Source organism: Deinococcus pimensis DSM 21231 (assembly GCF_000519345.1).
Classification (GTDB): Bacteria; Deinococcota; Deinococci; order Deinococcales; family Deinococcaceae; genus Deinococcus_A; species Deinococcus_A pimensis.
In genome coordinates this window covers 13,751-24,537 of sequence record NZ_KI912664.1, presented here as the reverse complement: position 1 = coordinate 24,537, position 10,787 = coordinate 13,751, and the positions used below count along the sequence as shown (strand labels likewise).

Genomic DNA, 10,787 nt, shown 5'->3' with positions numbered 1-10,787 from the left:
CGCCCATGGTGCCCGCCCCGACGACGCCCACGGCGAGGGGTTCCGGGCGGGGCCCGGCGGACGCGGGGGCGGGGCGCGTCCCGTGCTGCTCTTGATCAGGCATGTGCGCTCAATCTATACCACGCGCCCGGCGCACCCGCGTGCCTCGCGCTCACAGGCTCTTGAAGGCCTCGAAGGGCTCCCCGCAAGCGTGGCAGACGTGCAGCGTCTTGCAGAGGGTGCTGCCGAAGGTGTTGCGGATGCCCGTGTCGAAGGAGCCGCACCTCGGACAGCGCGGTGGGGCCATCTCCAGCTGGATGAGGGTGCCCTCGCCCGTCGGGGCGGGCGGCGCGATGCCGTAGGTTTCCAGCTTCGCGCGGGCCTCCTCGGTGATCCAGTCGGTCGTCCACGGCGGCGAGAGGACCGTGCGGACCTCGGGCGTGAGGCCCTCGGCGCGCACCGCGCCCGCGATGGCGTCGCGGATGACGTGCAGGGCCGGGCAGGCGCTGAAGGTGGGCGTCATGTCCACGACGGCGCGCTCCCCGTCCACGCGCACGTCTCGCACGATACCCATCTCCACGATGTTCACGACGGGAATCTCGGGGTCCGCGACGCGCGCGAGGGCGTCCCAGACCCGCCGGGCGGGCGCGGCGCTCACCACAGGACGCCCTCCTCCTCCTGCGACGCCACCTCCTGCATCTCGCGCAGGAGGTCCGCGAGGTGCTCCGTGTGCTCGGTGCGGGGGGCGGGCTCCTGCGTGGGCGTAGCCGGGACGTTCAGACCGCTCTTGCGCAGGTGCGCCGTCACGAGGGTCGTCCAGCGCTCCCTCAGCGCCGCGAGGTCCGGGACGATCCCGGCGGCCACGAGGGCGTCCTCGCCCGGCACGGGCGCGAAGAGCTGCGCCGCGAGCGGCCACAGTTCGTCCAGCGCGGCCTGGGTGCGGCGGCGCGACTCCTCGGTGCCGAGCCCGAGGCGCTCCACCCACAGGGCGGTGTGCTGGAGGTGGAAGCGTTCCTCGCGGACGATCTTCTCCACGGCCTCCGCGAGGGGCGCGTACGTGCTGGCGCGCGCCGCGTCGGTCCAGACGGCCTCGTGGGCGTCGAAGAGGAACTGCCGCGTGAGCGTGAAGGCCCAGTCGCCGCGCGGGAGCTCCACGAGGCGGGCGCAGCGGTACTCGTGGGCGCCGCGCCGGAAGGCGAGCGTGTCGGGGTCGCTGCCGCCATCGAGGGCGGAGCGCAGCGAGAGCCACACGCCCGCGTGCCCCAGCTCGTCCTGCGCGATGTTCGCGAGGGCGATGTCCTCCTCCAGGATCGGGGCGTGCCCGACCCATTCGGCGTCGCGGTGCGAGAGGATCAGCTCGTCGTCGGCGAGGGCGGTGAGGCGCTCCACGAGCGCGAGTCTCAGTTCGGGGGTGAGGGCGTCAGTCACGGTCGGGGCCTCCCGCGCGGGGATTGCGTTTGCTGGCGTGCGTGCCGACCACGCCGTACGAGGACTGCTGGCGGTACGTCTTGTCCTTCGCGGGCGCGAACCAGCTCTCCACGGTGCCGGGCGTGTCGTCCGTGCGGGCCACCGCCGCGTCCGGGAAGACCCACCACGCGAGGGCGGGCGGCTCGGGGAAGCGCTCCCTGGCGAGCGCGAGCGCGGCGGCGGGCGAGTCCGCGTCCACCGTGCCCACCACGTCCACGAAGGTCATGCTGCGCTTGTGGGTGGTCTTGCGCGCCACGACGTAGGTCCGCACGTCCCCGGACGCGAGGTCCGGCAGGGGCTCGCCGCGCTCGTCCTGCTCCTGCGTGCGCGCGAGGATCGCGTGGTCCGGCACGGCCCACATGCTCACGGCGCTCGGGCGGCGCGCGAAGAGCGTGCGGGCCGTGACGAGGGCGTGGTCCGCGTCGGTGGCGTGGACGCTCCCGACGGCCTGATGGGGCCGCCCGGGCGCGTCCTGCTTGAAGACCTCCCAGCGGGGCCACTGGGTGTCGGGACGCCCGGTCACGTCCACCACCTCAGTCCGCCGCCTGCGCGGTGGCGCGGCGCGCGGCGTGGGCCTCCATCGCCTCGCGGACCCAGGCGCCGTCCTCGTGCGCCTTGCGGCGCGCGCCGAGACGCTCGCCCATGAGGCCGCGTTCGCCCTTCACGACGGCCCAGAACTCGCTCCAGTCGATGGGGCCGTGCTTCCAGTTGCCGTCCTCGTCCTGACGCAGGTCCGCGTCGGGGATGGTGAGGCCCGCCTCCAGGAGTTCGGGGACGTGCTCGTTCATGAATTCCTGGCGGACCTCGTCGTTGCTCTTGAGCTTCACGCCCCAGCGGGTGAGGACGCCGGAGTTGGTGGACTCCGCGTCGTGCGGCCCGAGCATCATGAGGCTGGGCCACCACCAGCGGTCGAGGGCGTCCTGCGCCATGGCGCGCTGCTTCGCGGTGCCGCGCGCGTAGGTGAGGATCATCTCCTTGCCCTGCTTGTGGTGGAAGGTCTCCTCGGAGCAGATGCGGACCATCGCGCGGGAGTACGGGCCGTAGGAGCAGCCCGCCAGCATCGTCTGGTTCTTGATGGCGGCGCCGTCCACGAGCCAGCCGATCATGCCGACGTCGGCCCACGTGAGGCTGGGGTAGTTGAAGATGCTGGAGTACTTCGCGCGGGCGGTGAGGAGCGCGTCCATCATCTCCTCGCGGGTAATCCCGAGCGTCTCGGCGGCGTGGTAGAGGTACTGGCCGTGCCCGGCCTCGTCCTGCACCTTCGCGATGAGGATCATCTTGCGGCGCAGGCTGGGGGCCCGGGTGATCCACGCGCCCTCGGGGAGCATCCCGACGTACTCGCTGTGCGCGTGCTGGCTGATCATCCTCTTGAGCTGGCGGCGGTACTCGTCGGGCATCCAGTCGCCCGGCTCGATCTTCTCGCCGCGCGCGATGCGGGCCTCGAAGTGCGCGAGCTTCTCTTCGGTGGCGGGGTCGGGCGTGATCGGGGTCTGCGTCATGGGGGCCTCCTGGAGGGCAGGGCGAGAACCGCTTCCTAACATTAGTTAGCCTCAGTGTACCAGACCGGACCCCCGCGGGGATGTGCCCGGACACCATTCCATGAGCGAAAACGCCGGGGTGGGGCGGGAGGTTGCGGCAAGGTAAGAGTATGACCCGGAGACGGGTGAATTGTTTATTTTTTGGAGGTTTTCCTATGTTTTCACAACAAGAAAAGATCGCAATGATCATTATTCCTGCGATCGCTTTGATTACATTCACTCAAAATCTTGCAACCGCTGGACTTCTGGCCGCCGGGCCAAGCGACCCGGTACCAACCCCTCATAGGACTCCAAAGAGTCCAACGGATGGCCCATTTCCGTATCCGACTCCTCAGGGGCCGGAAACACCACGAAAATAGGTTCCCCATGACCTGACCCCACGCCCGCACTGACCTTTCAGTGTCGGGCGTCCTCGCGTTCCCTCGCCCGCAGATACTCACGTACAGCAGCAGGACTGACCTCATGTCCGGCCACGCCGAGACTGCCCGCGACGCTCCGCACCAGGCGCTCGACATTCCGCTCCCGCGCGTCGGCATCCTTGAGCCGGATCAGCAAGGCGTCCACGGCAGCGCTCCTCCTGGGGATCGTCACGTCCGGCTCCCCTTCTCGTCGCGTTCCGCTCCCCTCAGCAGCAGGTCCGTGTAGGCGTCGGCGACGTCGCGGGCGGTGAGGCGGCCCTGCGGGCGGAACCACGACGGCAGCCAGTTCGCGCCGGAGAGCGCGAGGACCGCCGTGAGCTTCACGTTGAGGTCCTCGTGGAAGGCCCCGGTCCGCACGCCCTCCTCCACGACGTCGCGGAAGACGCGCTCCACGGCGTCGCGCCGGGCGGCGACGGCCTCGCGGCGCTCGGGCGGCAGGTGCCGCCAGTCCTGGAAGAGGACCGTGGCGTACTCCAGGTTGCGCGCCACGACGTCCGTGTACGCCTCCATGGCGAGGCGCAGCTTGTCGCGCGGCGTGGCGTGGGAGGCACGGACGGGCGCGAGGGCCGCGTCGAACTCGTCGGCGGCGCGGCTCACGATCTCCCACAGCAGTTCCTCCTTGCCGCTGATGTGCGAGTACAGGCTGCCCGCCTTCAGGTCGAGCGCGGCGGCGATGTCGCGCATGCTGGTGGCGCGGTACCCCACCTCCGAGAAGAGGCGGGCGGCGGCGCGGTAGATGGCTTCGCGTCGTTCTCCGGGGGCGCTCATCGCGGTCATGCTACAGCGTGGTCACTCCATGAGGGGCCGCACGGACGGGCCGGTGAGCAGCAGGCGCGTGACGGACACGTTGTCGTCCTCGTCGAGTTCGCGCAGGGCGCCCTCGGGGTCGGCGGTGGTGCGCAGCTCGTACTCCCCGTCGGGCAGGCTGGTCACGTCGATGTCCTGCCCGGGCGTGTAGGAGCCGTACGTGTCGCCCCAGCCGGGTTCGAGCACCTGCCGACGCAGGCCGCAGCCCTCCTGGTCCACGGGGTAGACGGGGGTGGTGGGCGCGCGGTCGGAGCTCAGGATGCAGAAGGTGACCTTGCCGCTCGTGCGGACCAGCCTGGGCGGTCTGCCGTCCGCGAGGGCGTAGAGGTCGTAGCGGGCGAAGGTGTTGAGGTGCCAGTGCTGGTGGGCGGGGTGGTAGACGAAGTCCCCGACGCGCAGGTCCATCGTGGCGCCCCCGCGCCGGGTGACGCGCTGCCAGGCCCGCACGCGGCTCACGGCGGGGTCGTCGGGCACGTCGCCGACGAGTTCGAGGGGGCCGGAGCCGTAGTTCCACACCGTGGTGGCGAAGTGCAGCAGGCGTCGGTTGCCCTTCTCGTCGTCGCGGACCTCCACCCAGAGGTGCGCGGCGGGACTCACGACGAGGTCCGGGAGGAGCCAGCCGTCCTCGTCCACGCGGACGGGCGGCACGGCGAGACGCTGGCCCTCGCCGGAGAGAAGGAGCGCGCCTGCGAGGAGCAGCGCGGCCATCCACCCTCGGGGCGCGGACGCCTTCATGACGTGCCGTCCATTGTGCCGCGCGCGCCCGCGCGTGACTGGAAGCGGGCCTACCGCGCGGCGCTCACAGGCGTTCCCACGCGCTTCGCGCGGGACGCACCGGAGCGGGGATCACTTCCTGTGCGCGGCGGTCCAGTCGCTCAGGAAGCCCTCGTAGAGGTCGCGGATCTCACGGGTGGCGATGTCCTGGAACTCGGTGTCGTAGGTGCCGTAGTAGAGGTTGCCCCACAGGCGCGGCGCCTTGACGCGCAGGCGGCGCGCGCCCTGCTGCACGACGGTGTCGCCGCGCGGTTCGAGCGCGAACTCCGCGACGTAGACGAAGCTGCCGCGGTCCTCGTACGCGTCGAGGGTGAGGATCTGGTCCACGCCGCACTTCTCCGGATCGCCCCACTTGAGGCCCCAGGCGCCCGTGTAGCGGTCGAGGGCGTCCTGCACGAGCGCCGAGAAGTCCTCGTCCTCGCCGTCGCCGAGCGAGACCTGCGCGGAGGGCGGGCACAGGTCGGCGGGCTTCAGGTCGCGCAGGTTGTCGCGCTGGTGCGTGGCGAGCGCGGTCGGGGCGAGCGCGAGCAGGGCGAGGATCGTCAGGCGGCGCGAGGTGGCGGTCATGGGGACAGTGTAGGGGCGTGGGGGCGTGGGAGGGCCTGCGAGTGCGCGGCAGGGCGCGGAGTCCGAACTAACGTTCGTGATACGATTTCCTTCATGGACAAGCTCTCCGCGTTCCTCGAACGTGAGCACGGCGTCTTCATCGGCGGCGACTGGGTGCCGGGCCGTGACCGTTTCGAGACCCGCAACCCCGCCACGGGCGAGGTCCTCACCGAGGTCGTGCAGGCCGATCAGAGCCTCGTGGATCAGGCCGTGGACGCCGCGCGCGCCGCACAGCCGGTCTGGGCGAACCAGACGCCCGCCGCGCGCTCGCGCGTCCTGTACCGCCTCGCGGAGCTCGTCGCGCAGCACCGCGACGAGCTCGCCCTGCTCGAAACCCTCGACAACGGCAAGCCCCTGCGCGAGAGCAAGGGCGGCGACGTGCCCCTCGCGGCGGAGCACTTCCGCTACTACGCGGGCTGGCCCACGAAGTTCGGCGGTCAGACGAACCCCGTCAGCGTGCCCGGCATGCTCAACTACACCCTGCGCGAACCCGTCGGGGTGGTCGCGGCGATCGTGCCGTGGAACTTCCCCCTCCTGATCGCCGCGTGGAAGGTCGCGCCCGCCCTCGCGATGGGCAACGCCGTCATCCTCAAGCCCGCCGAGCAGACGCCCCTCACGGCGCTGCGCCTCGCGGAACTCGCGCGCGAGGCGGGCCTGCCGGACGGCGTCCTCAACGTCGTCACGGGAGACGGACGCACGGGCGCCGCGCTCGTCGCGCACCGTCACGTGGACAAGGTGAGCTTCACGGGCTCCACCGAGGTGGGCCGCCGCATCGTGGCGGGCAGCGTGGCCAACCTCAAGCGCGTCTCGCTGGAGCTCGGCGGCAAGAGCGCGAACGTCATCTTCGCCGACGCGAACCTCAGGAAGGCCGTGCGGGGCGTCATGATGGGCGTCTTCTACAACCAGGGACAGGTGTGCGTCGCGGGAAGCCGCGTGCTGGTGGAGCGCAGCATCCACGATCAGGTCGCGGAGCTCCTCGCGGCGGAGGTGGAGAAGGTCCGCCTCGGCGACGGCCGCGACGAGAGCACCACCATGGGGCCCCTCGTGAGCGCCGAGCAGCGCGACCGCGTCGCCGGGTTCGTGCGGCAGGGCCGGGAGCAGGGCGCGCGCCTCGTCGCGGGCGCCGAGGTGATGGACGGCCCCGGCTACTTCTTCCGGCCCGGCCTGCTCGCCACGGAGGACGCCTCGAACGTCTGCGTCCGCGAGGAGATCTTCGGGCCCGTCGCGGTCCTGATGCCCTTCGACTCCGAGGAGCAGGCCGTGGAGATGGCGAACGACAGCGAGTACGGCCTCGCGGGAGGCGTGTACACCGAGAACCTCGGGCGGGCGCACCGCGTCGCGGCGGGCATCCGCACGGGCACCGTGTGGGTGAACACGTACAACGCCTTCGACGCCGCGAGCCCCTTCGGCGGCTACAAGCAGTCCGGCTGGGGCCGCGAGATGGGCGAGCAGGCCCTCGACCTCTACACCGAGACGAAGAGCGTCTGGATCAACACGAAGTAGGAGCGCCATGACCGAACCCCAGGAGCAGGACATGCTGACGATCATCGACGCCTCGGGCGGGTGCGTGCGCCCCGACCTCGTGCCGGACGAGGAGACGCTCGCGCGGCTCTACCGCGCCATGCGCCGCGCGCGGCACTTCGACGAGCGCGCCGTGGTGCTGCACCGTCAGGGCCGCATGGGCGTCTACCCGCCCTTCGGCGGGATGGAGGCCAGCCAGGCGGGCACGGCGCTCGCCCTCACGCACGACGACTGGCTGCTGCCCACCTACCGCGACACGGGCGCCGCGCTCACGTACGGCCTGCCGATCAGCCAGATCGTGCTGTACTGGCGCACCAGCCCGCACGGCTGGGCGATGCCCGAGGGCCTGAAGGTGCTGCCCTTCTACATCCCCATCGCCACGCAGTACCCGCACGCGGTGGGCTGCGCCCTCGCGGAGCGCATGCAGGGCAGGCGCAACGTCGCGATGGCCTACATCGGCGACGGTGGGTCCAGCGAGGGCGACTTCCACGAGGCCCTCAACTTCGCCGGGGCGCTCGACGCGCCCTGCGTGTTCGTCCTGCAGAACAACGGCTGGGCGATCAGCGTGCCCACGACCGCGCAGACGCGCGCCGTGAACCTCTCGCGCCGCGCGGAGGGCTACGGCATACCGGGCGTGCGGGTGGACGGCAACGACATCGTCGCGGTGCATCACGTCACGCGGGAGGCGGTGGAGCGTGCCCGCGCGGGCGGCGGCCCCACCCTCATCGAGACGGTCACGTACCGCGTGAAGCCCCACACCGTCAGCGACGACCCGGGCCGCTACCGCACCGAGGACCTGACGAGGGAGTGGCTGGAGAAGGACCCCGTGACGCGCCTGCGGACGTACCTGACCACCCGGGGCCTGTGGGACGACGCGCGCGAGGACGCCCTCACGCGGGACATCACCCAGGAGTTCGAGGCGGCCGTGGAGGAGGCGGACCGCTTCTCCGAGCCCACCCCGTCCGAGATCGTGGATCACGTGTTCGCGACGCCCACCCCGCAGCTCACGGAGCAGCGGGCGCAGCTGCTGGAGGAGTACGGAGCATGACCGCCACCGAAGTCAGGACAGGGACGGGCACGCGCACCATGACGATGGTCGCGGCGATCAACGACGCGCTCGCGGTGGCGCTCGAACGGGACGCGAAGGTGTGCCTCTTCGGGGAGGACGTCGGCGTGATGGGCGGCGTGTTCCGCGCGACGGACGGCCTGCAGGCACGCTTCGGGCGGGAGCGGGTGTTCGACACGCCCCTCGCGGAGGCGGGCATCGTCGGGATGGGCATCGGGATGGGCCTCGCGGGGATGCGGCCCGTCGCGGAGATCCAGTTCGCGGGCTTCCTGTACCCCGCGCTGGACCAGATCCTGTCGCACCTGGGGCGCTACCGGCACCGGACGCGCGGGCGCTTCAGCGTCCCCATGGTGATCCGCGCGCCCTACGGCGGCGGCGTGCACACGCCCGAGCAGCACGCGGACAGCCCGGAGGCGGTGCTGGCGCACGTGCCGGGCGTGAAGGTCGTGATTCCCAGCTCCCCGACCGACGCGAAGGGCCTGCTGCTCGCCGCGATCGAGGACCCCGATCCCGTGTTCTTCTTCGAGTCGATCAAGCTGTACCGCAGCACGAAGGAGGAGGTGCCGGAGGGGCACTACACCGTGCCGCTCGGGAAGGCGCGGCTCGTGCGGGAGGGCGACGACGTGACGGTCGTGTGCTACGGCGGCATGGTGGAGGTCTGCACGAAGGCCGCGGACGCCGCGCGGGCTCACGGGATCGGCGTGGAGGTCGTGGACCTGCGGACACTCGTGCCGATGGACACCGAGACGGTCCTCGCGAGCGTCCGGAAGACGGGCCGCGTGGTGATCGTGACGGAGGCGCCCCGCACCGGGGGCTTCCACAACGAGATCGCGGCGCTCGTGGCCGAGCGGGCGCTCGACAGCCTGCTCGCGCCGGTCGTGCGCGTCACGGGCTTCGACGCGCCCTACCCGCCCTTCACGAGCGTGGAGGACACCTACAGGCCCAACGCGACGCGCGTGGCGAAGGCGATCAAGCAGGTGCTGGACTACTGAGCGCTTCGGCGGAGGCGGGCGGCCTTTCGGTCGCCCGCCTCTCTCACGATTTCCTCAAGATCGGCCTGAAGGGCTCATGTGTGGCGATTCACACGAATCACGTGGGATCGGCGGATGCTGGGTCATGCACCCCGGACTGGTCCTCAACGTCGTCTGCCTCGTCGTCGGGGGTGTGCTGCTGGGCCTGAGCGGCTGGCGGTACCGGGCCGCGCGGCCCGAGTACCGGCCGCTGTACAAGTGGACGGGTCTCGGTGTGCTGGGCCTGAGCGTCTTCGTCGGGGCGAACCTCGCGTGGGGCGAGGCGGGCGACGCGCTCTCCCCCGCCACCTTCGCGGCGCTCGGCGCGATCCTGGCGCCCGCCTGGGGCGCCGCCGCCGTGTCGCACTACCTCGCCACGCGCCGTGAGAGCGACCACCGCGAGCCGCCCTTCGTGCTCGTCGCCTGCACGGCCCTGATCGTGATGTACAGCGCGGCGCGCGCGGTAGGACTGTGAACCTCGTCCGGCGGCAGTCGTACGAACGGTGTCAGAACAAGAGGGTGACCCTGACGCGCGTGGGAAACAGTGAGGCTCTGGTGATTTCCAGGGAGCTCAAGGAACTCACCGGCATCGAGCACGAGGTGGAGATCCAGGTCGTCGGGAACGTCCTGCTGGTCACCCCCGCCCGGAACGAGGAAGCGCTGCGGCAGGGCAGGCGCGCCGCGCTGCTGCACGCCGCCGTCTCGCAGGTCCTCGACGACAACGACGAGGTCCTCGCGCGCCTCAAGGATGCCTGACCGCTAGACCCGCAGCACGATCCGCACGTCGTTGACGTTCGTGCCGGTCGGGCCGGTCACCACGAGGTCACCGAGCCGCTCGAAGAAGCCGCCCGCGTCGCCGCGCTCCAGGTATTCGCGTGCGTCCAGGCCGAGGCGGGCCGCGCGCTCCAGCGTGTCGGGCGTGACGAGCGCGCCCGCCGCGCCGCTCGTGCCGTCCACGCCGTCCGAGTCGCACGCGAGGGCGTACACGCCGGGCTCCCCGGCAAGGTCCAGCGCGAGGGCGAGCGCGAACTCCACGTTGCGTCCGCCCCGACCCGCGCGGGGCGGCACGACCGTGGTGGTCTCCCCGCCCGACACGAGCCCCGCCGGGGGCGGCAGGGCGCGGGCGAGCCGGGCGTGCTCGCGCGCCGCGCGCCGTGCGGGGCCCTCCACGGCGTCGCTGAGGACGCGCGCGTGCACGCCGCCGCCCTCCAGGGAGGCCACGGCGGCGGCGAGCGCGGCGGCGTTCGTCACGACGAGGTGGTGCTCCACGTTCAGGAACACGGGGTCGCGGGGCTTCGGCGTCTCCTCCAGGTGGCCCATCGCGCCCTGGTAGAGGTGACGGCGCACCTCGGGCGCGCGGATGCCGTGACGGTCGAGGACCACGATCGCCTCCGTGAAGCTGCTGGGGTCCGGGAAGGTCGGGCCGCTCGCGATGACGGAGAGGTCGTCACCGACCACGTCGGACACGACGAGCGTCACGACCCGCGCGGGCGCGCAGGCCGCCGCGAGCCGTCCGCCCTTCACGCGCGAGAGGTGCTTGCGGACCGCGTTGATCTCGTGGATCGCCGCGCCCGACGCGAGGAGCGCCTCCGTGAGCTCC

14 protein-coding genes are annotated in these 10,787 nt (G+C 71.6%); 5 read left to right on the top strand and 9 right to left on the bottom strand.

Features of this window, described 5'->3' with window-relative positions; genetic code table 11:
* Nucleotides 1-151: 151 nt before the first annotated feature.
* The 8 genes from paaD to DEIPI_RS0117680 all read right to left on the bottom strand — a co-directional run bounded on the left by paaD (nucleotide 152) and on the right by DEIPI_RS0117680 (nucleotide 5,551).
* Nucleotides 152-637, bottom strand: coding sequence for a 1,2-phenylacetyl-CoA epoxidase subunit PaaD (gene paaD, locus DEIPI_RS41025; protein WP_027482643.1), 486 nt, complete (start codon nucleotides 635-637; stop codon nucleotides 152-154).
* Nucleotides 634-1,407 (bottom strand): 1,2-phenylacetyl-CoA epoxidase subunit PaaC, encoded by a 774-nt coding sequence (gene paaC / locus DEIPI_RS41020; RefSeq protein WP_027482642.1) that lies wholly within the window; start codon nucleotides 1,405-1,407, stop codon nucleotides 634-636. Before paaC ends, paaD begins: the two co-directional genes overlap by 4 nt.
* Nucleotides 1,400-1,969 carry a phenylacetic acid degradation protein gene (locus DEIPI_RS32325; RefSeq protein WP_045234642.1) on the bottom strand — a complete coding sequence of 190 codons (570 nt, stop codon included), beginning with the start codon at nucleotides 1,967-1,969 and terminating at the stop codon, nucleotides 1,400-1,402. The genes paaC and DEIPI_RS32325 overlap by 8 nt, the downstream gene beginning before the upstream one ends.
* Before the next feature lie 10 nt (nucleotides 1,970-1,979).
* A complete protein-coding gene (gene paaA / locus DEIPI_RS0117700) occupies nucleotides 1,980-2,945 on the bottom strand; it encodes a 1,2-phenylacetyl-CoA epoxidase subunit PaaA (protein WP_027482641.1) in 966 nt (321 codons plus the stop codon).
* Between the two features lie 435 nt (nucleotides 2,946-3,380).
* Nucleotides 3,381-3,548 (bottom strand): hypothetical protein, encoded by a 168-nt coding sequence (locus DEIPI_RS0117695; protein ID WP_157463770.1) that lies wholly within the window; start codon nucleotides 3,546-3,548, stop codon nucleotides 3,381-3,383.
* Between the two features lie 23 nt (nucleotides 3,549-3,571).
* Nucleotides 3,572-4,171 (bottom strand): TetR/AcrR family transcriptional regulator, encoded by a 600-nt coding sequence (locus DEIPI_RS0117690; RefSeq protein WP_052351813.1) that lies wholly within the window; start codon nucleotides 4,169-4,171, stop codon nucleotides 3,572-3,574.
* A gap of 21 nt (nucleotides 4,172-4,192) precedes the next feature.
* Nucleotides 4,193-4,945, bottom strand: coding sequence for a lysyl oxidase family protein (locus DEIPI_RS0117685; protein WP_084474520.1), 753 nt, complete (start codon nucleotides 4,943-4,945; stop codon nucleotides 4,193-4,195).
* A gap of 111 nt (nucleotides 4,946-5,056) precedes the next feature.
* Nucleotides 5,057-5,551: a hypothetical protein gene (locus tag DEIPI_RS0117680; RefSeq protein ID WP_027482637.1), complete on the bottom strand. Its 495-nt coding sequence runs from the start codon at nucleotides 5,549-5,551 to the stop codon at nucleotides 5,057-5,059.
* 93 nt (nucleotides 5,552-5,644) lie between these two features.
* On the opposite strand from DEIPI_RS0117680, the gene DEIPI_RS0117675 reads away from it, so the two are divergent.
* The 5 genes from DEIPI_RS0117675 (at nucleotide 5,645) to DEIPI_RS0117655 (ending at nucleotide 9,943) form a co-directional block, all read left to right on the top strand.
* Entirely contained in the window at nucleotides 5,645-7,093 is a 1,449-nt protein-coding gene (locus tag DEIPI_RS0117675) for an aldehyde dehydrogenase family protein (RefSeq protein ID WP_027482636.1), read from the top strand.
* Between the two features lie 7 nt (nucleotides 7,094-7,100).
* Entirely contained in the window at nucleotides 7,101-8,159 is a 1,059-nt protein-coding gene (pdhA, locus tag DEIPI_RS0117670) for a pyruvate dehydrogenase (acetyl-transferring) E1 component subunit alpha (protein ID WP_027482635.1), read from the top strand.
* Nucleotides 8,156-9,169, top strand: a complete 1,014-nt coding sequence (locus DEIPI_RS0117665) for an alpha-ketoacid dehydrogenase subunit beta (RefSeq protein ID WP_027482634.1) — start codon at nucleotides 8,156-8,158, stop codon at nucleotides 9,167-9,169. Before pdhA ends, DEIPI_RS0117665 begins: the two co-directional genes overlap by 4 nt.
* A 124-nt stretch (nucleotides 9,170-9,293) precedes the next feature.
* Nucleotides 9,294-9,662 carry a hypothetical protein gene (locus DEIPI_RS0117660; protein ID WP_027482633.1) on the top strand — a complete coding sequence of 123 codons (369 nt, stop codon included), beginning with the start codon at nucleotides 9,294-9,296 and terminating at the stop codon, nucleotides 9,660-9,662.
* Between the two features lie 80 nt (nucleotides 9,663-9,742).
* On the top strand, nucleotides 9,743-9,943 hold the full coding sequence (locus DEIPI_RS0117655) for a MazF family transcriptional regulator (RefSeq protein WP_157463769.1): 201 nt from the start codon (nucleotides 9,743-9,745) through the stop codon (nucleotides 9,941-9,943).
* A 3-nt stretch (nucleotides 9,944-9,946) separates the two neighbouring features.
* Here the strand turns inward: DEIPI_RS0117655 and DEIPI_RS32320 are convergent.
* Nucleotides 9,947-10,787 (bottom strand): glycerate kinase type-2 family protein (locus DEIPI_RS32320; RefSeq protein WP_052351812.1); only part of this gene is annotated, 841 nt, incomplete at its 5' end.

What these genes read in the sequence shown, in the direction of transcription:
- pdhA (WP_027482635.1), top strand. Translation starts at nt 7,101, where the DNA reads ATGACCGAACCCCAGGAGCAGGACATGCTGACGATCATCGACGCCTCG.
- DEIPI_RS0117690 (WP_052351813.1), bottom strand. Translation starts at nt 4,171, where the DNA reads ATGAGCGCCCCCGGAGAACGACGCGAAGCCATCTACCGCGCCGCCGCC.
- DEIPI_RS0117685 (WP_084474520.1), bottom strand. Translation starts at nt 4,945, where the DNA reads ATGAAGGCGTCCGCGCCCCGAGGGTGGATGGCCGCGCTGCTCCTCGCA.
- DEIPI_RS0117660 (WP_027482633.1), top strand. Translation starts at nt 9,294, where the DNA reads ATGCACCCCGGACTGGTCCTCAACGTCGTCTGCCTCGTCGTCGGGGGT.
- DEIPI_RS0117675 (WP_027482636.1), top strand. Translation starts at nt 5,645, where the DNA reads ATGGACAAGCTCTCCGCGTTCCTCGAACGTGAGCACGGCGTCTTCATC.
- DEIPI_RS0117665 (WP_027482634.1), top strand. Translation starts at nt 8,156, where the DNA reads ATGACCGCCACCGAAGTCAGGACAGGGACGGGCACGCGCACCATGACG.
- paaA (WP_027482641.1), bottom strand. Translation starts at nt 2,945, where the DNA reads ATGACGCAGACCCCGATCACGCCCGACCCCGCCACCGAAGAGAAGCTC.
- DEIPI_RS0117680 (WP_027482637.1), bottom strand. Translation starts at nt 5,551, where the DNA reads ATGACCGCCACCTCGCGCCGCCTGACGATCCTCGCCCTGCTCGCGCTC.